Source organism: Glycomyces xiaoerkulensis (genome assembly GCF_002798405.1).
Taxonomy (GTDB): domain Bacteria; phylum Actinomycetota; class Actinomycetes; order Mycobacteriales; family Micromonosporaceae; genus Glycomyces; species Glycomyces xiaoerkulensis.
The window spans coordinates 40,387-60,572 of sequence record NZ_PGGV01000007.1; the positions used below are offsets into that span (position 1 = coordinate 40,387).

A 20,186-nucleotide genomic window follows, 5' to 3' on the forward strand; every position below is an offset into this window, starting at 1 on the left:
CGACAGCCTATCGGTTTCAGGACGCTTCGGGATACTCCTGCGCCGGACCGATGCCCTCGGCCTCCCGGACCAGCTCGTTGAGCAGCTCCAACACCGCCGCCACCGACGGGCGGCCCTCCCCGCCGCGCAGCGTCACCGCCCGGAAGTGCCGGAACGGCGTGAAAGGCCCGCTGACCGGCACCCGCACCAGGTCGAGGTGCGGCGGCAGATCGACCAGGCGGGGGATGAGCGCGACCCCCATCTGGTGGGCGACCATGATCGCGATCACGGCCCATTCGCGGGCCTCACCCACCACGGTGGGCCGGAACCCCGCGTTCGAGCAGGCGGTGAGCACGTGCCTGCGGTGGATCGACCCCGGCACCCCCAGGACCCACGGCTCGCGCTCCAGCGACCGCAGGTCGACCGACTCGTCCTCCACGTAGTGGTGTCCGCCCGGCACGACCAGGTCGAACGGGTCGGTGAACACCGTCTGCGAGTCGAAGCGGATGTCCTCCGGCGGCGGGTTGTCCGGCGTCGCCTCCACCAGCGCCAGATCGGCCTCGCCGGCGAACAGCAGATCGAAGCTCTCCGAGGCCTCGGTCTCCCGCAGCCGCAGTTCCATGGCGGGGAAGCGGTCGCGGGCGCGATCGACCAGCGGAGCCAGGAGCGTGGAGATGGCGGTGGGGAACCCGCACAGGCGCAGCAGCCCCGACGGTTCGCCCTCGGTGGCTTGGAGTTCGGCCTCTGCCAGGCGCCACATCGCCTCGATCGCATCGATGTGGGCCAGCAGGATCTGGGCGGCCGAGGACAGCCGCACGCGCCTGCCGTGGGGCTCGAGCAGGGGTACCCCGAGCTCTTTGGACAGCAGGCGAATCTGCTGGGAGGCGGCCGAAGTCGACATGTGCAGCGACTTGGCCGCGCTCGAGACGGTCCCGTGGTGCGCAATGGCGCGCAGCACGTGGAGTCGGCGCAGATCGATCACGGCGTGGCCCCTCCCGACGCTTAAGCCTTCACTTCACGATGAGTTTCGCAAACTCAAGCCGCAGCCGTATTGTCCCCCGCGCCAATCCAGCCGTACATTCGATGCACGGGCGCGATCGCGCCCCGGACTCGTCGAATCCCGATCACCCTGTGAGGAGGAAGGCCCATGCTGCGCTGCCCGTACTGCGGTTGGCCCGAGGAAGAACCGGTTGCGACCGTCTCGGTCCATCCGACGCCGTCGGGGGTCACCTTGTGGACCCGCTGCGCCTGCGGGTCACTTCAGACCAGGGTGCTGCGCGGGTCCCGTGCGATCGTGACCGCTCGCAGCCGCCCGACGAAGCAGGCCGCCACCGCTTAGGCCCGGCCCCCGGCCGATCTCTCCGGATTCTCCGACGAACGCCGCCCTGGTGCGGCGGCCTTCGTCGTGCCCTCCTTCCCTGCTGCCCTGCCGCGAGACGAAAGAAAGTTCACCTGCAATGCCGGAGTTCGACCTGCGCATGTTTCTGCAGATCAGCGGCGCGCTGCTCTGCATCGTCAATTACGTCCTCATCCAGACCCGGCGACTGGCGGCGACCCAACCCTCGTCGCTGATCATCGTCGCCTTCGGCGGCCTCATCCTGCTGTCCTCGGCGATCATGGGCGGCGACTGGGGCCTGATCCTGCTGGAGGTGTCGTGGCTGGTGATGGTGATCGTCACCCTGATCGTGCGGCATCGCGAGGCGGTCGCCGCCGCTACCGTGCCGACCGCGGCGAGTCCGGCGGCGATGACCTCGACCGGTGAACTGGAGCTGGTCGGGGTCGGCGATAGTCTGCACGTGTGACGATTCGAGTGCTCATCGCCGACGACCAGGAGATGGTGCGGGCCGGTTTCCGGGCGATCATCGACGCCCAACCCGACATGGAGGTGGTCGCCGACGCGGCCGACGGGGCCGAGGCCGTCGCCCTGACGCGGCGGCTCCGGCCCGAGGTGTGCCTGTTCGACATCCGGATGCCGCGGCTGGACGGACTGGAGGCCACCCGGACGCTGCTGTCGGGCGCGAACGACTCCGGCCCGCGCATCGTGGTCGTGACCACCTTCGACACCGATGAGTACGTCTACGGGGCGCTCCGGTCGGGCGCCACGGGGTTCCTGCTGAAAGACTCCGGCCCGACGCTGCTGGTGGAAGCGGTGCGGGCCGCCGCCGACGGCGAGTCGCTGGTCTCGCCTTCGGTGACGGTGCGGCTGCTGGAGCGCCTGAGCGAACCGGCCTCGCAGGGACCGCCGCCCGAGGAGGTCCTGACCGAACGGGAGCTGGACGTGGTCGAGCTGGTAGCACGGGGCCGGACGAACGCCGAGATCGCCGAGAAGCTGTTCGTGTCGGTCTCCACGGTCAAGACCCACATGGAGGCGACCCGGATGAAGCTGCAAGCGCGCAACCGCACCGAGATCGCCGTGTGGGCCTGGGAACACGGCGTCGTAGGCTGAATCACCGTGCGCACCATCGCCGTCGAGGAGTACACGTGCGAGACGGTCGTGAACCGGTCCCGGTTCGTCTGCACGCTCTACCGGGTGGGGGCCGAAGCCGAAGCACGGGAGCGGATCGCCTCTCACCGGAAGGCGAACTGGGACGCCACCCACAACTGCACCGCCCATGTACTCGACGGCGGGGGAGTGCAGCGGTCGGCCGACGACGGCGAGCCGGCCGGGACGGCGGGGGCTCCGATGCTGGAAGTGCTGCGCGGCCGTGATCTGACCGATGTGCTCGCGGTGGTGACGCGCTATTTCGGCGGGGTGAAGCTGGGCGCGGGCGGTCTGGTGCGCGCCTACGGAGCGGCAGTGACGGCGGCGGTCGAACAGGCGGGCGTGGTGGCGCTGGCGTCCTGGCCGCGGCTGGTGGTGACCGCCGATTACGGCCGGGCCGGGAGCCTGGAGGGGCTGCTGCGGGCCCGGGGCGACGTCCGTCTGTTGCAAGTGGTCTATGGGGGTGTGGTGGAGTTCGATCTGGCCTGCGCCGACGCCGAGGTATTCGAGGACTGGCTGCTGGTGCAGACGTCGGGGGCGGTGCTGGTGGAGCCGCGCGGCGCGGTCCGGGTGGAGCTGCCGGCCGGTTGAGCCCGGCGCCTCAGTCGCCCAGGTCCCGGCGCAGCCGCTTGGTCTGCGAGCGCTTGCGCTTGGCTTCCAGGCGGCGCCGCTTGGCGCCCTTGGAGGGTTTGGTGGCGCGCCGCTTCGGCGGCGGCGCGGCGACGGCTTCGCGCAGCAGCCGGGCGAGCCGTTCGGTGGCCGCCTTGCGGTTCTGGAGCTGCGAGCGGAACTGCGCGGAGGTGACCGTGAGCGTACCGTCTACCAGGTGCCGGTCCAGGCGGGCCAGCGCGCGGTCGGCCAGCGGCGCCGGTATCGCTTTGGTGTCGCGCAGGTTGAACGAGAGTTCGACGCGGGAGTCGGTGGTGTTGACGCTTTGGCCTCCTGGTCCGGAGGAGCGGGAGAAGCGCCAGGTCAGCTCCGCGTCGGGGATGAGGATGTCGTCGGTGACTCGGACTGGCACGCGCTGGCTCCTCTCGGGTGCGGCGGGCGTGGGGTTCGGTTCGATTGTGTCAGGACTGGGGGCGGATGCCGAGTAGGTCGGTCATCCATGCTGCGCCGGGTCCATTGTTGAGCGAGTGTTCGCTGATTTCATGGTCGGCGGTGCAGTGGTGGACGGTGGAGTCGCAGCTTCGGATGTCGGTGACCAGTGCGGTGCGCATGGGCTGGGGGGTGCGGGTGGCGGCGTTGTAGCGGGTCCATCCGGACATGGGGGTGCTGGTCTGTTTCTGGAACGGTTCGGCGGCGAAGTGGTGGTAGGTCTGCGGGTTCGGGCTGCCGCGTTCGAGGACGGGTATGCAGGCGGGGGTGCGCAGTTGTCCTTCGGTGGGGCGGGCGGGCCGCCGGTCGTCGGCCGGTTCGAGGAGCCGGCCTTGATGTTCGGCCGGGTCGTTGTATCGGTCGGTCAGGTGCAGGTCTTCGATTCTGAGGGTCTGGTCGAGGGCGTCGCAGTGCTGGTAGTTGTCGCCCATCATCGGCCAAGACCAGTGGGGTCCCCAGAGCGCTGATTCGTTTGAGTCGCCGAGGTCGACGCCGAGGCCGTAGTAGTCGATGTGGGTGGGGGCGTGGTAGCCGCCGGCGTCGAGGTTGGCGGTCTGGGTGACGTACAGGGAGTCGGGGCGCCAGCGGTCGTTGGTTTCCTTGCCGAGGAATTCGGCCATGTCGACCGGGGGGTGCTGATCGGTTCGGGTGCAGGTTCGGACGGCGTTGAACCGGTCGGGGAGGTTGATGCGGGCGGTGAGGCAGTTTGTTCCGCTTTCGGTGGTGGAATCGGCGGCGATGCCGAGTCGGTGGCCGGATCCGAAGGCGTCGCGGTAGGCCTGGAGTCGGACGGTGGTGATGGTGAGGTCGGGGTCCCAGGCCAGGTCGAGGGTGAGGCCGGGTGCGGTGAGTCGGCGGGTTGTGGGGTCGTCGATGCCGTCGAGGAGGTATCCGGGATCGTCGAGTGCGTCGCTGTCGGCGAGGTCGGTGGTGCCCCATTCGTATTGTTCGCTGAGGGTGGGGGTGGCGGCGTCGCGGAGGTGGTCGTAGAGATCGGTCCAGTCGGTGTGCCAGGCGAGGAGGGCGCATGCGGCGGTGAGGATGATCGTCCAGCGGGTGCGGGTGGGCGGTCCGTCGAGGGCGTGGCGGGGGAGGAGTGGTGGCACCGCGCGATGCTATCAATCCCGGCGTCTTGCGTGGATTGGCCGATCAGTCGGTGAAGTCCTCTATGGTCATTTTGACGGTGCCGGCGGCGTCGCTGGCGTCGAGGTCGACGGTGAAGGTCATGGCCCAGTCGCGGTTGCCGGCGGGGTCGTCGATGACTTGGCGGACGGTCCAGGTGCGGTCGTGCTTGTCGATGTCGAGGAATTGGTCGGATCGTGCGGCGGTGGTGGTGCCGATGTCGTCGTGGGTGTCGTAGTACCGCTCCAGGGCGGTGTCCCATTTGGCGGTGGGCCAGCCGGTGTCCTGGGCGGCGAGCGCGTCGGGTCGGTCGGCGGCGGCCAGTTCGATGTGGCGGAAGGCGGCGTTGCGGACGGCGATGGTGAAGGCGCGTTCGTTGGCGGTGAAGGCGGTCGAGGGGCGGCCGATGTCGATGTCGTCGTCTTGGTCGGCGGGGTTGGTGAGTTGTTCCCATTCGTTGATCAGGGAGGAGTCGGTTTGGCGGATGGTTTCGCCGAGCCAGGTGGTGAGGTCGTCGAGTTCGGTGCCGCCGGTGCCGCCGGTTCCGGCGGGGAGGGTTTGGGTGAGGGCTTTGTAGGCGCTGGTGAGGTAGCGCAGGAGGAGGCCTTCGGCGCGGGGGAGCCGGTAGGCGCCGATGTATTCGCCGAAGGTCATGTGCTGTTCCCAGATTTCGCGGAGGATCGATTTGGGTTGGAGTTGGTAGTCGGCGGCCCAGGGGTGGCTGAGGCGGTAGGCGTCGAAGGCTTCGGTGAGGAGGTCGGCGAGGGGTTTGGGGTAGTCGATGTCGTCGTCTTCGAGGCGGTTCATGCGGTCGTAGTAGTCGAGGCCGTCGGCTTTCATGGCGTCGATGGCGTCGGTTTTGGCTTTGTTGCGTTGGGCGGCGAGGATTTGGCCGGGGCCTTCGAGGGTGGCTTCGACGATCGAGACGATGTCCATGGGGTAGGTGTCGGATTGGGGGTCGAGGAGGTCGAGGGCGGCGATGGCGAAGGGGGCGAGGGGTTGGTTGAGGGCGAAGTGGTCGGGTAGGTCGACGGTGAGTTTGATGGTGCCGTCTTCGATGGCGATGATGTCGGCGTCGCGGAGGGTGCGGGCGATGGTGAGGGCGGTGCGGGCCATGCGCAGTTGGGTGGGGCGGTCGGCGTGGGAGTCTTCGATGAGGTGGCGGGTGTGGTCGAAGGCGCTGCCGGGGCGGGCGAGGAGGTTGATGAGCATGGCGTGGTTCATGTGCATGCGGCTGGTGAGGGGTTCGGGGTTGGCTTCGGCGAGGCCGTTGAAGGTGTCTTCGGACCAGCCGATGAAGCCTTCGGGGGGTTTCTTTTTGGCCATTTTCTTGCGTTTTTTGGGGTCGGTGCCGAATTTGGCGAGGGCTTTCTCGTTTTCGATGACGTGTTCGGGGGCTTGGCAGACGACGTAGCCGATGGTGTCGTATCCGGCGCGGCCGGCGCGGCCGGCGATCTGGTGGAATTCGCGGGCGCGGAGGCGCCTGGTGCGGCGGCCGTCGTATTTGGCCAGGCCGGTGAAGACGACGGTGCGGATGGGGACGTTGATGCCGACGCCGAGGGTGTCGGTGCCGCAGATGATTTTGAGTAGGCCGGTTTGGGCGAGGCGTTCGACCAGGCGGCGGTATTTGGGGAGCATGCCGGCGTGGTGGACGCCGATGCCGGAGCGGACGAGGCGGGCGAGGGTGGCGCCGAATTTGGTGGTGAAGCGGAAGCCGCCGAGGGCGGCGTTGATGGCGGTTTTGGTGTCTTTGTCGACCAGTTTGAGGCTGGAGAGGGCTTGGGCGGTCTCGAGGGCGGCGGCTTGGGTGAAGTGGACGATGTAGGCGGGGGTGCGGTCGTGGTCGGCGAGGTTTTCGGCGGTGTCGTGGAGGGGGGTTTTGCGGTATTCGTATTCGAGGGGGACGGGGCGGGTGTCGCCGGTGATGAGGGTGGTTTCGCGTCCGGTGCGGCGGGTGAGGTCGTTTTCGAAGAAGGTGGTGTCGCCGAGGGTGGCGGACATGAGGGTGAAGGCGGCGCGGGGGAGTTCGAGGAGGGGCACTTGCCAGGCCCAGCCGCGGTCGGGGTCGGCGTAGAAGTGGAATTCGTCGGCGACGACCGAGTCGCAGTCGAGGTCGGGGCCTTCGCGGAGGGCGAGGTTGGCGAGGATTTCGGCGGTGCAGCAGATGAGGGGGGCGTCGGGGTTGACGGCGGCGTCGCCGGTGAGCATGCCGACGTTGTCGGTGCCGAACTGGGCGCACAGTTCGAAGAATTTCTCGGAGACGAGGGCTTTGATGGGGGCGGTGTAGAAGGAGGTGCGCTGGTGGGCGAGGGCATTGAAGTGGGCGGCGGCGGCGATGAGGGTCTTGCCGGAGCCGGTGGGGGTGCCGGCGATGACGTTGGCGCCCGAGCAGATGGCCAGGAGGGCTTCTTCCTGGTGGTCGTAGAGGGCGATGCCCTCGTCCTCGGCCCAGGTGGCGAAGGCGGTGTAGACCTCGTCGTCGTCGGGGGCGTCGGTCCGGGGCAGGTAGTCGATCAGGCTCACATCGGTCAATGGTGCCCGTTCGTGTGCGGGGCCGCCAATCGGGTCAGGTCCGGTAGGTGACGGTGACCGGGGCGTGGTCGGACCAGCGCCGGTCGTAGGCGTCGGCGCGTTCGACCCGGGCTTCGACGGCGCGGTCGGCCAGGCCGGGGGTGGCGACGTGGAGGTCGATGCGCCAGCCGGCGTCGTTGTCGAAGGCTTTGCCGCGGTAGGACCACCAGGAGTAGGGGCCGGTGGTGTCGGGGTGGAGGGCGCGGACGACGTCGACCAGGCCGTGCCGCTCGTACAGGCCGGTGAGCCAGTCGCGTTCGTGGGGGAGGAACCCGGCGGTCTTCTTGTTGTTCTTCCAGTTCTTGAGGTCGGCTTCGGCGTGGGCGATGTTCCAGTCGCCGCAGACGAGCAGTTCCCGGTTCCGGCGGCCGGCGCGGTCGGCTGCGGCGGCGAGGTAGTCGGCGAAGGCGTCCATGAACCGCTCCTTCTCCTCCTGGCGGGTGGTGCCGGTCTCGCCGGAGGGCAGGTAGAGGCTGCCGACGGTCAGGCCGGGCAGGTCGACTTCGGCGTAGCGGCCGGTGTTGTCGAATTCGTCGGAGCCGAAGCCGATCCGGGTGGCCTCGGGCGCGGAGCGGGTGAGGACGGCCACGCCGGCGCGGCCTTTGGCGCCGTCGTTCTCGGCGGGGGCGATGAGCCATTCGAAGCCGCCGGCGTCCTTGGCCGAGGCGGGCACCTGCTCGGGGGTGGCGCGGACCTCCTGGAGCAGCACGACATCGGCCTTGGTCTGCTCCAGCCATGGGACCAGGCCCTTCTTGGCGGCGGCCCGGACGCCGTTGACGTTGACGGTGGCGATGGTGATCACCGGCCCAGCCTAACCGGTCGGGGCGGCGGTGACCGGCATCCCCGTGGCGAGGCACACCCGTTCGGCGGACAGGGATGCGCCGCCGCCGGTGCGGCGACCACATAGACTACGGGGCATGACTGTGGCGGCCGAACCAGCGAAGCGGATCCGGCGGCGGTGGCGGGGCGTGCTCGCGGCCGCCGCGGCCGGGCTGGCCGCCGTCCTCGCCGTCGGATCCGCCCCGGCCGCGGCGCAGGAGGAGAGCGGCGACCCCGGCGACCCCGGCGGCATCGTGGTGGTGGGCGTGCCGGGCCTGTCCTGGTCGGACGTCGACCCCGCCGAGACGCCGGCGCTGTGGGACCTGGCGGGCCGGGGCGCGACCGGGTCGATGAGCGTGCGCACCATCGGGTCGTGGACCTGTTCGGAGGCCGGATGGGTGACCCTGGGCGCCGGGGCGCGCGCCGGCGGACTGGCCGCTCGCGACGCCCACTGCATGGCCCAGTCCCGCATCCCGGCGCCGGTGGCCGACGGCGGGCAGTGGACGCTGCCGTGGTGGCCCGAACTGGAGCGCGCCAACGCCGCCTACAACTACGGCGCCCGGCTGGGGTCGCTGGCCGAGGCGGTCGCCCAACTCGAGTCCGACCAGATCGCCGCCGCCGAGGCGGCCGAGGCGGCCGCCGATGAACCGGTCGAGGTCGACGACGGGCTGTGCGTGGCCGCGATCGGCGTCGGCGCGGCCCTGGCCGCCTCCGACCCCGAAGGGAACCTGGCGTTCTGGGGTCCGGACCTGGAGGCGCTCCCGGAGGCGATGAACACCTGCGACGTGGTCATCGTCGACCCAGGGGTGATCGTCGGCGACGAGGCCGAGGCCGACGACGTCAGCACCGACTACGACGCGATCGGCGAGACCGACACCGACGTCGCCACCGGCGAGGACGACCAGGCCGGCGACGACCGGGCCGCCGCCGAGCCCGACCCGATCCGCATCGCCGCCGCCTCCGAGGCCGACGCGGCGATCACCGACATCGCCGCGGCCCTGCCCGAGCGGTGGCGGGTCCTGGTGGCCGGCATCGCCGACTCGGCCGCCCCTTCCGGGCTCCATCCGGTCATCTACGCCGGCCACGGCATCGAACCGGGCCAGTTGACCTCGGCCACGACCGGCCGCACCGGCTACATGCAACTGGTCGACCTGGGCCCCACCGCGCTCGAGGTGATCGGCGCCGACATCCCGGCGGCGATGGCCGGGCGCCCGGCGACGGTCGAGGCCGACCCCGATCACGACCCGGCCGGCGCCGTCGAGACCGGCGTCGACGAGACCCGGGCGGCCTCGGCCGTCGCCCAGGTCGGCTGGAAGTTCTACACCACGCTGTCGGTGCTCGGCATCGTCGCGGTGGGCGCGGCCGCATGGCTGCTGACCGGCCCGGCCCGAGGCCGCGGCCCGGCCGCCGCCGCCTGCATCGCCGTGTCGGCCATCCCGGTCGGCGGCGTGGCCGCCGGCATCGCGCCCTGGTGGCGCGCCGACCACCCCGAACTGACGTTCTGGCTGGTCATCGCCGCCGTCGCCGGGACGCTGACGGTCGCGGCCCGACTGCCGTGGCTGCGAGAGGGCGCCCGCCCGGCGCTCCTGGTCGCCGCAGCCACGGCCGCGCTGATCGCAGTCGACCAGTTCACCGGCGCCACCTGGCCCCTGCACACCCCGATGGGGTACACCGCCGCGGCCGGGGCCCGCTTCTCCGGTCTGGGCAACTACGCGTTCGCCGTGTTCGCCGCCGCGGTCATCCTGGTGATCACCCTCACCCCCTGGCGCGGCCGCGCCGTCTATATCGGACCAGTGGTGATCGGGGCGGCCGCGGTCGCCATCGTCGGCGCCCCCACCCTCGGCCGCAACGTCGGCGGCACCCTCGCACTGGTCGCCGCCCTCGTCCTCGCCGCCATGCGGCTGTGGGGCCGCCGACTCAACCTCGCCGCGATCGGCATCGCCGGCGCCGCCGCCGCCGGCGTCCTCACCGTCGCCGGCCTCCTCGACTACCTGCGACCGGCCGCCGACCAGACCCACCTGGGCCGATTCGTCGGCACCGTCCTCGACGGCGAGGCCGGCGCCGTCCTCCTCCGCAAAGCCTTCGCCGCGATCGGCACCATCGGCGGACCCCTCACCTACCTGGTCCTCGCCGCGGCCATCGCCGCCGCCTGGATCTGGCGAACCCGCGCCCCCGTCCGCGCCACCGGCACCGCCGCGGCCGCCACCGGCCTGCTGGCGGTCGCCACGGTCGGCTTCGCCGTCAACGACTCCGGCATAGCCGTCCCCGCCTTCACCGTCTCGATCGGATTCGGGCTGCTCGCGGTCGCCGTCGGCCCCCGCCCCGAACCGGCCGAGGCCGCCGGCCCCGCCCCGGCCCGCACCGGACCCGCCCGCCGCCACACCGTCACCGACAGGTGACACCGCCGATGCCCTGGCCTGGGACGCCACCGGCCCCGCCCCGACCGGTATCGTGAGGCCCATGCGCGTCGCGACGTGGAACATCAACTCCCTGAACGCCCGCCTCGACCGGCTCCTGACCTGGCTGGCCGAGACCGGCCCGGACGTCGTGTGCCTCCAGGAGACCAAATGCGCCGCTGACGACGCCCCCACCGACGCGCTCGCCGCGGCCGGCTACGAAACCGCCGCCGCCGGCACCGGCCGCTGGAACGGGGTCGCCATCCTCTCCCGCATCGGCCTCGAATCGGTCGCCGTCGGCCTCGACGACCAGCCCGAATTCGACGACGCCGCCGAACCCCGCGCGATCGGTGCCACCTGCGGACCGATCCGCCTCTGGTCGGTGTACGTCCCCAACGGACGCGACGTCGGCCACCGGCACTACCGGTACAAACTCGACTTCCTCGCCGCGCTGGCGGCCACGGTCGGACCCGGCGCGGCCGGGGCCGAACCGTTCGCCGTGCTCGGCGACTTCAACGTCTGCCCCACCGACGACGACGTCTGGGACCTCGCCGAATGGCCCGGCACCACCCACGTCACCGCGGCCGAACGCGACGCCCTGGCCGAGGTCGAACGGGCCGGCCTGACCGACCTGTTCCCCCGGCCGCTCAAACACGACTGGCCCTACACCTTCTGGGACTACCGGAACCTGGACTTCCCCAAGAACCGCGGCATGCGCATCGACCTGGCCCTGGCCAACCCCGCCTTCGAAGCCGCCTGCACCGACGCCTATGTCGACCGCAACGCCCGCAAAGGCAAAGGCGCCTCCGACCACGCCCCCGTCGTGCTCGACCTCGATACGACCGACCGCTGACCCCAGGAAGGGCAACCACACCAAGTGCGCCGAAGAATCCTCCCGACGGTGTGCGTCGCGGTGCTGCTGGCACTGACGCCCACCCCCGCCAACGCCGACCCCGACGAGGAGACCCTCGAATCCGACCTCTCCGACGCGATCGAAGCGGTCGCCGACGCCGAAGACGAGGTCGAGGCCGCCGAGAACCGCGCCGACGAACTCGCCGAACAGATCGAGGACACCGAGGCGACACTCGAGGAACTGTCGAGCGACCTCAACGAATACGCCGTCTACCTCCACACCGAAGGCGACCTGCGCACCACCGCCGCGCTGCTGTCGGCCGAGACGCCCGACCGGATGGTCGACTCGCTCACCTTCACCGGCTACCTCGCCGACGAACGGGCCGCCCTGGTCGCCGAGGCCTCCACCCTGCTGGCCGAACTGCGCGCCCAGGAAGCGGCCCACGCCGACGAACTCGCCGAAGCCGAAGCGGCCCTCGAGAAAGCCGAAGAAGCCGCCGACGATCTGGAGGACCAGCTCGAAGAACTCCGGGCCGAACAAGCGGCCGGCCCGTCCGGCGACGGCGGCGCGGCCGCCCCCGACCCCGTACCCCGCAACTCCGACGGCAGCCTGCCCAGCGAATCGTGCACCGAGTCCGACCCCACCACCGACGGCTGCCTCACCCCGCGCACCCTGCACGTCTACCACGAGACCCGCGAAGCCGGATTCACCAACTACGTCTCCTGCTACCGCTCCGGCGGCAGCGGCGAACACCCCAAGGGCCGCGCCTGCGACTTCTCGGCCAACGCCAGCGGCTTCCAGAACTACGACGCCACCGGCGCCGACAAGGACTACGGCGACCGCCTCGCCGCCTGGTACGTCAACAACGCCGACGCCCTGGCGGTCCAGTACGTCATCTGGTACCGCCAGTTCTGGTCGCCCTCCAGCGGGTGGCGGTCCTACTCCGGCGCCAACGGCACCCCCGCCGCCGACCACACCAACCACGTCCACGTCTCGATCCGCTGACCAGGAAGGCACCGCCGTGACCGGAGTCCGCACCCGCTTCCTCCACACCGCCGAGGTCGCCGCCGGCCTCCTGGCCGAACCCGACCTCGCCGACGCCTGGGACGAGCAGTCCGCCCTCGAGGCGTTCACCGTCGGCGGCCTCGCCGCCCACCTGGCCTCCCAGATCACCACCGCCGCCGAAGCGCTCGAGGCCGACCACACCGGCAAGGAGGTGATCGGCCTGTACGACCACTACGACCGCGCCGCCTGGCTGGCCGCCGACATCGCCGGCGAAGCCAACACCCGCATCCGCGACCGGAGCGAGCAGGCCGCCGAAGCCGGCCCGGCCGCGGTCGCGGCCGAGGCCGACCGAACCCTGGCCGACCTCCGCCGGCGACTGCCCGACCTCGGCGCCGAGGCGATCGGAGGCAACCCCGCCTGGCCGTACACCACCAGCTACGACCACTTCCTGACCACCCGCATCATGGAGCTCGTCGTCCACGCCGACGACCTCGCCGTCTCACTGGGCATCGCCACCCCCGAGTTCGACGAGGACGCCTTCGCGGCCGCCGCGGCCGTCCTCACCCGCCTGTCGGCCCGCCGCCACGGCCAGTCGGCGCTGGTGCGGGCCCTGGCCCGCGCCGAACGCGCCCCCGTCGACATCACCGCCCTGTGAACGGGCCGGACCGATCGTGCGCAACGGACACCCGCAGCCGCTCAGGTAAAGTCGCCGGATGGTCTCGCCACCTCCGACCAGCGGCCGCCGCGCGGCCATCGCCGCGGTCTGGCTCACCGCCACCTTCGCCGGCCTCGTCGGCGCCGTCTGGGCGGTCGGCTGGGCCCTGTCAGGCGGCAGCACCCCCAGCCTGACCACCGTCGCCGGCGCCACCCACCTGCGCTACCCCGACTCGACCGAAGTGGTCGAAGCCGACCTGGCCGAACTCCACACCCCCACCACCGGCGCCCGCGCCGAAGTCACCGTCGCCGTCCCCACCGCCGACTTCGGCGCCTTCATCGCCGACAACGACATGGACGCCCCACTGCTGTCGGGCACCACCCCCGCCGGCGCCGCCACCGGCATCATCCCCGGCGGCTGCACCCGCGAGGTCTGCTACGCGGCCACCTTCATCGTCGACGACGACACCGTCACCGTCGAACTCCACCTGACCGTCCTCTAAGCCGCGAACAGGCCCACCTCGCCCCGCTCCAGCGCCAGCAGCCGCTCCTTGCGCCACAGCCCGCCGGCATAGCCGGTCAGCCTCCCGTCCGCGCCGATCACCCGATGGCACGGCACGATGATCGCGATCGGATTCGACCCGTTCGCTAGACCCACCGCCCGCACCGCCGACCGGTTCCCGATCCGGTCGGCGATATCGGTGTACGACACCGTCGACCCGTACGGCACCTCGCGCAGCGCCGACCACACCCGATGCTGGAACGCCGTCCCGTCGGCGGCCAGCGGCAGATCGAACCGGCGCAGCCGGCCGGCGAAATACGCCTCCAACTGGCCTCCCGCCTCCTCCAGCAGGCCGGTCGACTCCCGCGGCCCCCATGCCGGGTCGGTCCGGTCGGCGGCCAGATGCAGCCCGGCCACCCCCGCCTCGGTCGCGGTCACCGCGATCGGCCCGATCGGCGAATCCATCCTGATATGCCTGGTCTCCATCGATTCACTCCTTCAACTGCCGGGGCAACCGGTCCGCCGGATGCCCGTCCGAAGCCCACAGGTACTGCGCCGCATACGCCCGCCACGGCCGCCACGACTCGGCGGCCGCCGCCAGCGCCCCCGGCCCGGTCGGCAGCCCCAGCTCGGCCGCGCCCCGGACCAGCCCCAGATCCGAGACCGGGAACGCGTCCGGGTCGCCCAGGGCGCGCATGGCGATCATCTCCACCGTCCACGGGCCGATCCCCGGCAGGCGGGCCAGGGCCGCCCGCTCCCGCTCCCAGTCGGCGCCCGGCCCCAGGTCGATCCGCCCCTCGGCCAGCGCCTCGGCCAGGGCCAGCAGCGTCCGGCCGCGGGAGGCCGGCATCGGCAGGGCCGCCGGGTCGGCCGCGGCCAGCGCGGCCGGGGTGGGGAAGAGCCGGTCGAGGCCGCCTTCGGGGTCGGTGATCGCCTCGCCCAGAGTGCGGGCGAGGCCGGCGGCGACGGTGGCGGCCGAGGCGGTCGAGATCTGCTGGCCGATGACGGCGCGGAGGGCGTATTCGGCGCCGTCGGGCCGGCGGGGGACGCGGCGGCCCGGGGTCCGCTTGGCGGCGGGGCCGAGCGCGGGGTCGGCCTCGAGGGCCTCGGCGGCGGCGACCGGGTCGGCGTCGAGGTCGAGGGTGCGGCGGCAGGCGGCGACGGCGGCGGTGAGGTCGCGCAGGTCGGTCAGGTGCAGGCGGGCGGCGATGTGGTCGTCGGCGGGGGTGAGGGCGGCGATGGCCGGGCCGTGGGGGAGGCGGAGGGTGCGGCGGTAGGTGCGGTGGCGGTGTTGTTCGATGCCGTCGGCGGCCGCGGCGGCGAGGTGGTCGAAGAGGTGGTTCGGTTCGAACGGTCGGCGGTAGGCCAGGCGGAGGCGGATGGGGCCGTCCGGGGCGGGGGCGGTCCGGCCGTGGGCGCGGCGGCGGAGGTCGGTGGGGGCGCAGGCGAAGATGTCGGCGATGGTGCGGTTGAAGGCGCGGAGGGAGGCGAATCCGGCTGCGAAGGCGATCCGGCTCATGTCGAGGTCGGTCGATTCGATGAGGAGTCGGGCGGTCTGGGCGCGTCCGGCGCGGGCCAGGGCGGCCGGTCCGGCGCCGACTTCGGCGGTGAGGAGTCGTTCGAGTTGGCGCAGGGAGTAGCCGAGTCGGTCGGCCAGGCCGGTGGCGCCGTGGCGGTCGACGACGCCTTCGCCGATGAGGCGCATGGCTCGGGCGCACAGGTCGGAGCGGTGGTTCCATTCGGGGGAGCCGGGGGCGGCGTCGGGGCGGCAGCGTTTGCAGGCCCGGTAGCCGGCTGCTTGGGCGGCGGCGGCCGAGGGGTAGAAGCGCATGTGGCGGGGTTTGGGTTTGACCGCCGGGCAGGAGGGGCGGCAGTAGATGCCGGTGGTGGTGACCGCCAGGTACACCCAGCCGTCGAAGCGGGCGTCGCGTCCGGCGACGGCGGCGGTGAGCCGGTCGGTGTCGAGGTGCATGTGCACAAGCGTGCCCGGCGGTTGCGACGGCGGCTAGCCGGAATGCGACGTCACGGTTCGGGGAGGTTGAGGCGGTCGACCGCGTCGCGGCTGCGGCGGGCCGGGCGGCGGTCGTAGCGGGCGGTGGTGGCCGGGGAGGCGTGGCCGACCAGGGATTGGGTGATGGCCAGGTCGACGCCGGCGTCGAGGAGTTCGCCGATGAAGGTGCGGCGGAAGTCGTGGGGGGTGTGGCGGCGCTGTCCGGCTTCGACCAGTCGTTTGGTGAGCAGGTCGGCGATGGCTTGGCCGGTCATGCCGGCCAGTCGGTTGCCGTTGCGGCGCAGTCGTCCGGCTTTGTTGACCGGGCAGAACAGGGCGCCGGGGCCGGTGCCGCGGGCGGCCGTCCAGCGGTCGAGGCGTTCGCGGGCGCCTTCGGTGAGGTAGACGGCGCGTTCTTTGTTGCCTTTGCCGATGATGCGGATGGCCCGTTCGGTCGGGTCGTAGTCGCTCAGGCGCATGGCGGCGATCTCGGAGCGGCGGCAGCCGGTGGAGTAGAGGGTGGCCAGGACCGCGGCGTCGCGGGCGCCGGCGGGGGTGGGGTCGATGTCGCAGGCGTAGAGGGCGGCGCCGAGGGCGTCGGCGTCGACCGCCGAGCCGGTCGGGAGGCGTCCGGCTCTGACGGGGGCGATGTCGCAGGCGCGCTGGTAGTCTTCGGCCGCCATCAGGTCGAGCCGCCAGGCTTCTTTGAGGACGCGGCGGAGGGCGGCGAGGTGTTTGTTGATGTAGGCGCCGGACCAGCCGCGGTCGAGCATGGCCGCGCGGAGGCCGGCGGTGTGCTGGTAGCGCAGCAGGTGCCAGGGTTGGCCTTCGCCGGTGGTGTCGGGGTCGTCGGCGAGGAGGGCGGCGATGCGGTCGAGGCAGCCGCGCATGGTGCGCCTGGATTCGGCCGAGCCGAGGGAGTCGAGGTAGATCCGGTAGGGGTCGGCGGCGGGGCCGGCCGGCGCCGGGTGGGCCTGCCAGTCGGGTGCGGCGATCTCGGTGGGCGGCATGCCTCCCACCATAGTCGCCGGTGGCGGTGTTGCGGCCCGGATGGGGCGGGCCCGGTGAACGGGATCGGCGGTCATGGCAGGATCGGTAGGCATGGGCGCTGACTTTCACACCAAGGTGCTGCAGGTGCCGAGCGGGCATCGGGAGACGGTCGTGGACTTGACCGGCGAGTGCGGTTCGTTCTTGCGGGCGGCCGGGGCCGGCGACGGGCTGTTGAACGTGTTCGTGCCGCACGCGACGGCGGGGGTGGCGGTGATCGAGACCGGGGCCGGGTCCGAGGAGGACCTGCTGGCGGCGATGGCCGACCTGCTGCCGCGCGATGAGCGGTGGCGGCACCGGCACGGTTCGCCCGGGCACGGGCGGGACCACGTCCTGCCGGCGCTGGTGGCGCCGCATGCGACGGTGCCGGTGGTGGCCGGTCGGGCGGCGTTGGGCACGTGGCAGTCGATCTGCCTGGTCGACACCAACCGCGACAATCCCGACCGGACGGTCCGGCTGACGTTCCTGGGTTAGTTCGTCCGCCGTCCGTCACCGCGACTATCACCGAGGAATCCATGCGACGCACTACCGTCCGGCTCCACATCGCCAATGCCATGCTGGCTCCCTCGCTGCGTCGGCGGCGCGACCATGCGGCGGTGTTCGACCGCATGTTCCGGGCCGCCCGCGACGCCGGCGAACCGGTCGTCCTGTCCGATGAGGACACGGCTGCTTTCGACGACCTGCGGGTCCTGCTGGGTTGCTTCGCCGAGCTCGACGGCCTGTCGGGGATCGGCTGGGCGGGCGCGAAGGACCTGGTGAAGGCCCGGATCGAGAACCGGTTCCAGGTGCGGCGGCTCCAGGCGGCCCACCCCGCGATCGAGGCCGAGCCGATCGAGCGGCCGATCTTCGTGGTCGGGCTGCCGCGGACGGCCACGACGCTGACCCACCGCATCCTGGCCCGCGCCACCGGGTGCCGGGGACCGAAGCTGTGGGAGATGTACAACCTGGGGACGGCGGCCGACGAGGCCACCCGCAGCGAGTGGATCCGGGCCACCCAGAAGCGGATCGACCAGGTCCTGGACGTCAGCCCGGACTGGGACGTGATCCATCCGGTGGCGGCCGACGCCGAGGAGGAGGACTACTTCCTCAAAGACCATTCGGCGATGCACTGCGCGGCGGCGCCGATGTGGGACTACCTGGAGTTTCTCCGCACGCATGATTTCCGGGCCGACTACCGGTTCCTCAAGGAGGCCCTCCAGGTGCTGTCGTACGGGCGGCGGCCGGCCCGCTGGGTGCTCAAGCACCCGGGGAACCTGTTCAGCATCGAGGCGATCGGCCAGGTGTTCCCCGACGCGCAGATCGTGTGGACCCACCGGGCCCCCGACACGGTGATGGGGTCGATGTGCTCGATGGCCGAGAGCCTGCACCGACTGTACCTGAAGCCGGGGCGGGTCGACCTGGACGAGATCGGCCGGATGTGGCTGCAGTTGCTGGCCGACGGGGTCGCCGACGCGCGGCGGCAGCGCACCCGCATGGACCGGGGCGCGATCCGGGACGTGGGCTACCACTGGCTGATGTCGGACCCGCAGACGTTCGTGCCCGAACTGTTCGCCCAGTTGGACCTGGAGTGGACCGTGGCCGACAAGGACCGCTTGGAGGCGGCGCTGGCGCGGCCGGTCGACCAGCGCCGCCACGAGTACACCCTGGCCCGGTACGGGCTCGACCACGACGCGGTCGAGCGGGCCTTCGGCGACTACTTCGACTTCGTGACCGGGCTGAACCAGCGCCGACGCTAGTCGGGGCCGGGCTCTATCCTTGAGGGCGTGGTGACAGAGGCGGAAACGGCCGGCCGGTACCCGATCGGCGAATGCGCTCGCCGGTCGGGGTTCTCGATGGACACCCTCCGCTACTACGAGCGGATCGGCCTGATCGACGGCATCGAGCGCACCCGCACCGGGCAGCGTCGCTTCACCGACGCGCACCTGGCGTGGCTCGGCACGCTCAAGTGCCTGCGCGACACCGGCATGCCGATCGAGCAGATGTGCCGGTTCGCCGACCTGGTGCGCCAGGGCGAGTCGACCACGGCCGAGCGGATCGCGCTGCTGGAGGCCCACAAGACGGCCGTGGACGAACGCATCGCCGACTTCGAGGCCAAACGGCGCTACCTGGTCGGCAAAATCGACTACTACCGGTCGGAGCCGTAGAACGGCTTTGACCGGTCCGGGCGGCGGTCCATACTCTGCGGCACGGATCATCGATCTCACGTCCGCCGGACCGCCGGCGATGCCTGAACCGAACGCACCCCATAGGATCGGTGCATGGCCGCATCCGTTCCGCTGCTGGCGCTCCGCGCCGAGTCCGCCCGCCTCGCGGCGATCCTGCGGGGCCTGACCGACCGCCAGTGGACCGCACCGACCCGCTGCACTCCGTGGGACGCCGCCGCCCTGGTAGCCCACATCACCATGACGCTCGAGCGCCTCGGCCCGATGCTCGATGCCGACCCGCCGGCGCGAGCCGAAGTGGACGCCGCCGGATACTACCGGCCCGACCACCGGTACGCCCCGGAGACCAACGCGATCCGCATCGACGCCGCCGCCGAGCGCGCCGCCGCCGGGCCGGCGGCGCTGACCGCGGCGTTCGACCGGACCCGGTCCCAGGTCGCCGGCCGGTGCGCCCGCGAACCGGCCGGGCGGACGGTGACCACCCGGCACGGCGACCCGATGACCCTCGCGGACTTCCTGACCACTCGCGTGGTCGAAGTCGCCGTCCACGGCATCGACCTGGCCGACGCGGTCGGACTGCCGCGCTGGACGACCGCCCCGGCCGCCGGAGTCGTGGCCGACCTCCTGCTCGGCGACGGCGACCGGCTCGACCGGCTCGGCTGGAACCCGGTCGGATTCATCGCCAAGGCCACCGGCCGCGAGGCCATGACCGACGCCGAACGAGCCGAGGCCGAGCGGCTCGGCCTCACCCCTCTCACGCTCGGCTAGCAGTCGCCGGCGTGGTCGAGCAGCGCCTCGGCCTCGGCCGGGTCCACCGTCAAGTCCCACTCGGTCTTGACCTCGACCCACGCCCACACGTAACCGCACCGCACCTGGTCGAGCGGCGGCATCCAATCGGCCGGATCCTGATCGGACTTGGACCGGTTCGACGAGGCGGTCACCGCCACCAGATGCCACGGCCGCTCCAGCGAATTGGCGTAGGACTCCCGCCGCTCGGTCGACCAACCGTGCGCCCCCGAATCCCACGCCTCCTTCAGCGGCACGAAATGATCGACGTCCAGATCACCCGCCTCGGTGACGGTCTCACCGTCGAACATCGACACCCACCGGCCGGTCATGTCCGCACCGCAGTCGGCCTCACCGAGCGATTCCGACCGGTCCTCGGCCAGCAGCGTCTCATGCCGAGCATGGCAGCCGTCGCCGTCGGCGTCGCTCCAATGCGGGAACAGGCTCCGGTCGTAACCCTCGCCGACCTCCTCGGCCACCGGCAGCGCCTCGATCAAGGCGACCAGCTCCCGGCCGGTGAACGAGGCGGTGAACGGCGCATACTCACCCAAATCACCGCCCGACCGGCCCGAACCATCCTCGACGTACTCGGTGTACACCCAATAGGCGCCGGCCACCAGCGCGGCGACGACCGCGACCGTACCGGCCAGCCGGGACTGCTTCTTGGCCATCGTCGGAATCCAGTCTCCGTCTAAAAAAAGGGGGCAGGGGCGCGCTCGG

Annotated in this window: 21 protein-coding genes; 12 read left to right on the forward strand and 9 right to left on the reverse strand. The window is 71.6% G+C overall.

Annotation, left to right across the window (positions count from 1 at the left end):
• Window positions 1–16 precede the first annotated feature (16 nt).
• A complete protein-coding gene (locus tag CUT39_RS02290; RefSeq protein ID WP_100444332.1) occupies window positions 17–961 on the reverse strand; it encodes a LysR family transcriptional regulator in 945 nt (314 codons plus the stop codon).
• A 475-nt stretch (window positions 962–1,436) separates the two neighbouring features.
• On the opposite strand from CUT39_RS02290, the gene CUT39_RS02300 reads away from it, so the two are divergent.
• Genes CUT39_RS02300 through CUT39_RS02310 form a run of 3 tightly spaced genes read left to right on the forward strand, consistent with a single transcriptional unit; the run spans window position 1,437 to window position 3,052 of the window.
• Entirely contained in the window at window positions 1,437–1,781 is a 345-nt protein-coding gene (locus tag CUT39_RS02300) for a hypothetical protein (protein WP_100444334.1), read from the forward strand.
• Window positions 1,778–2,425, forward strand: a complete 648-nt coding sequence (locus CUT39_RS02305) for a response regulator (protein WP_100444335.1) — start codon at window positions 1,778–1,780, stop codon at window positions 2,423–2,425. Before CUT39_RS02300 ends, CUT39_RS02305 begins: the two co-directional genes overlap by 4 nt.
• A 6-nt stretch (window positions 2,426–2,431) precedes the next feature.
• A complete protein-coding gene (locus CUT39_RS02310; protein ID WP_198586809.1) occupies window positions 2,432–3,052 on the forward strand; it encodes an IMPACT family protein in 621 nt (206 codons plus the stop codon).
• A 10-nt stretch (window positions 3,053–3,062) separates the two neighbouring features.
• On the opposite strand, the gene arfB is transcribed toward CUT39_RS02310, so the two are convergent.
• The 4 genes from arfB to CUT39_RS02330 are packed head-to-tail and all read right to left on the reverse strand — an operon-like array spanning window position 3,063 to window position 8,054.
• Window positions 3,063–3,482 carry an alternative ribosome rescue aminoacyl-tRNA hydrolase ArfB gene (gene arfB / locus CUT39_RS02315; RefSeq protein ID WP_100444336.1) on the reverse strand — a complete coding sequence of 140 codons (420 nt, stop codon included), beginning with the start codon at window positions 3,480–3,482 and terminating at the stop codon, window positions 3,063–3,065.
• Between the two features lie 49 nt (window positions 3,483–3,531).
• Window positions 3,532–4,665, reverse strand: coding sequence for a hypothetical protein (locus tag CUT39_RS02320; protein ID WP_100444337.1), 1,134 nt, complete (start codon window positions 4,663–4,665; stop codon window positions 3,532–3,534).
• Window positions 4,666–4,708: 43 nt separating this feature from the next.
• Window positions 4,709–7,204 carry a DEAD/DEAH box helicase gene (locus CUT39_RS02325; RefSeq protein ID WP_100444419.1) on the reverse strand — a complete coding sequence of 832 codons (2,496 nt, stop codon included), beginning with the start codon at window positions 7,202–7,204 and terminating at the stop codon, window positions 4,709–4,711.
• Window positions 7,205–7,247: 43 nt separating this feature from the next.
• A complete protein-coding gene (locus tag CUT39_RS02330; RefSeq protein WP_100444338.1) occupies window positions 7,248–8,054 on the reverse strand; it encodes an exodeoxyribonuclease III in 807 nt (268 codons plus the stop codon).
• 115 nt (window positions 8,055–8,169) lie between these two features.
• Between CUT39_RS02330 and CUT39_RS02335 the strand changes: the two genes are divergently transcribed.
• From CUT39_RS02335 to CUT39_RS02355, 5 genes are all read left to right on the forward strand, one after another.
• Complete coding sequence (locus CUT39_RS02335; protein WP_157930433.1) at window positions 8,170–10,470, forward strand: hypothetical protein; 2,301 nt, start codon at window positions 8,170–8,172, stop codon at window positions 10,468–10,470.
• A 61-nt stretch (window positions 10,471–10,531) separates the two neighbouring features.
• A complete protein-coding gene (locus tag CUT39_RS02340; RefSeq protein ID WP_100444340.1) occupies window positions 10,532–11,320 on the forward strand; it encodes an exodeoxyribonuclease III in 789 nt (262 codons plus the stop codon).
• 24 nt (window positions 11,321–11,344) lie between these two features.
• Window positions 11,345–12,325 carry a coiled-coil domain-containing protein gene (locus CUT39_RS02345; RefSeq protein WP_157930434.1) on the forward strand — a complete coding sequence of 327 codons (981 nt, stop codon included), beginning with the start codon at window positions 11,345–11,347 and terminating at the stop codon, window positions 12,323–12,325.
• 16 nt (window positions 12,326–12,341) lie between these two features.
• Window positions 12,342–12,980, forward strand: coding sequence for a maleylpyruvate isomerase N-terminal domain-containing protein (locus CUT39_RS02350; protein WP_100444342.1), 639 nt, complete (start codon window positions 12,342–12,344; stop codon window positions 12,978–12,980).
• 58 nt (window positions 12,981–13,038) lie between these two features.
• Window positions 13,039–13,482: a hypothetical protein gene (locus CUT39_RS02355; protein ID WP_100444343.1), complete on the forward strand. Its 444-nt coding sequence runs from the start codon at window positions 13,039–13,041 to the stop codon at window positions 13,480–13,482.
• On the opposite strand, the gene CUT39_RS02360 is transcribed toward CUT39_RS02355, so the two are convergent.
• Genes CUT39_RS02360 through CUT39_RS02370 form a run of 3 tightly spaced genes read right to left on the reverse strand, consistent with a single transcriptional unit; the run spans window position 13,479 to window position 16,481 of the window.
• Window positions 13,479–13,967 carry a methylated-DNA--[protein]-cysteine S-methyltransferase gene (locus CUT39_RS02360; protein ID WP_100444344.1) on the reverse strand — a complete coding sequence of 163 codons (489 nt, stop codon included), beginning with the start codon at window positions 13,965–13,967 and terminating at the stop codon, window positions 13,479–13,481. The genes CUT39_RS02355 and CUT39_RS02360 overlap by 4 nt on opposite strands.
• A 4-nt stretch (window positions 13,968–13,971) precedes the next feature.
• Window positions 13,972–15,453, reverse strand: coding sequence for a DNA-3-methyladenine glycosylase 2 family protein (locus CUT39_RS02365; protein WP_100444345.1), 1,482 nt, complete (start codon window positions 15,451–15,453; stop codon window positions 13,972–13,974).
• Window positions 15,454–15,503: 50 nt separating this feature from the next.
• On the reverse strand, window positions 15,504–16,481 hold the full coding sequence (locus tag CUT39_RS02370) for a tyrosine-type recombinase/integrase (RefSeq protein ID WP_100444346.1): 978 nt from the start codon (window positions 16,479–16,481) through the stop codon (window positions 15,504–15,506).
• A 91-nt stretch (window positions 16,482–16,572) separates the two neighbouring features.
• Between CUT39_RS02370 and CUT39_RS02375 the strand changes: the two genes are divergently transcribed.
• From CUT39_RS02375 to CUT39_RS02390, 4 genes are all read left to right on the forward strand, one after another.
• A complete protein-coding gene (locus CUT39_RS02375; RefSeq protein ID WP_100444347.1) occupies window positions 16,573–16,992 on the forward strand; it encodes a secondary thiamine-phosphate synthase enzyme YjbQ in 420 nt (139 codons plus the stop codon).
• Between the two features lie 41 nt (window positions 16,993–17,033).
• The gene (locus CUT39_RS02380) at window positions 17,034–18,254 is read left to right on the forward strand and encodes a sulfotransferase family protein (protein ID WP_100444348.1); all 1,221 of its coding nucleotides are present in this window, start codon (window positions 17,034–17,036) and stop codon (window positions 18,252–18,254) included.
• A 27-nt stretch (window positions 18,255–18,281) separates the two neighbouring features.
• A complete protein-coding gene (locus CUT39_RS02385; protein WP_232805533.1) occupies window positions 18,282–18,662 on the forward strand; it encodes a MerR family transcriptional regulator in 381 nt (126 codons plus the stop codon).
• Between the two features lie 114 nt (window positions 18,663–18,776).
• Window positions 18,777–19,448, forward strand: a complete 672-nt coding sequence (locus CUT39_RS02390; protein WP_100444349.1) for a maleylpyruvate isomerase family mycothiol-dependent enzyme — start codon at window positions 18,777–18,779, stop codon at window positions 19,446–19,448.
• Here CUT39_RS02390 and CUT39_RS02395 read toward each other — a convergent pair.
• Window positions 19,445–20,137 carry an HNH endonuclease family protein gene (locus CUT39_RS02395; RefSeq protein WP_100444350.1) on the reverse strand — a complete coding sequence of 231 codons (693 nt, stop codon included), beginning with the start codon at window positions 20,135–20,137 and terminating at the stop codon, window positions 19,445–19,447. The genes CUT39_RS02390 and CUT39_RS02395 overlap by 4 nt on opposite strands.
• Between the last annotated feature and the right edge of the window lie 49 nt (window positions 20,138–20,186).

What these genes read in the sequence shown, in the direction of transcription:
- CUT39_RS02300 (WP_100444334.1), top strand. Translation starts at nt 1,437, where the DNA reads ATGCCGGAGTTCGACCTGCGCATGTTTCTGCAGATCAGCGGCGCGCTG.
- CUT39_RS02335 (WP_157930433.1), top strand. Translation starts at nt 8,170, where the DNA reads ATGACTGTGGCGGCCGAACCAGCGAAGCGGATCCGGCGGCGGTGGCGG.
- CUT39_RS02340 (WP_100444340.1), top strand. Translation starts at nt 10,532, where the DNA reads ATGCGCGTCGCGACGTGGAACATCAACTCCCTGAACGCCCGCCTCGAC.
- CUT39_RS02355 (WP_100444343.1), top strand. Translation starts at nt 13,039, where the DNA reads ATGGTCTCGCCACCTCCGACCAGCGGCCGCCGCGCGGCCATCGCCGCG.
- CUT39_RS02360 (WP_100444344.1), bottom strand. Translation starts at nt 13,967, where the DNA reads ATGGAGACCAGGCATATCAGGATGGATTCGCCGATCGGGCCGATCGCG.
- CUT39_RS02365 (WP_100444345.1), bottom strand. Translation starts at nt 15,453, where the DNA reads ATGCACCTCGACACCGACCGGCTCACCGCCGCCGTCGCCGGACGCGAC.
- CUT39_RS02370 (WP_100444346.1), bottom strand. Translation starts at nt 16,481, where the DNA reads ATGCCGCCCACCGAGATCGCCGCACCCGACTGGCAGGCCCACCCGGCG.
- CUT39_RS02375 (WP_100444347.1), top strand. Translation starts at nt 16,573, where the DNA reads ATGGGCGCTGACTTTCACACCAAGGTGCTGCAGGTGCCGAGCGGGCAT.
- CUT39_RS02380 (WP_100444348.1), top strand. Translation starts at nt 17,034, where the DNA reads ATGCGACGCACTACCGTCCGGCTCCACATCGCCAATGCCATGCTGGCT.
- CUT39_RS02390 (WP_100444349.1), top strand. Translation starts at nt 18,777, where the DNA reads ATGGCCGCATCCGTTCCGCTGCTGGCGCTCCGCGCCGAGTCCGCCCGC.
- CUT39_RS02395 (WP_100444350.1), bottom strand. Translation starts at nt 20,137, where the DNA reads ATGGCCAAGAAGCAGTCCCGGCTGGCCGGTACGGTCGCGGTCGTCGCC.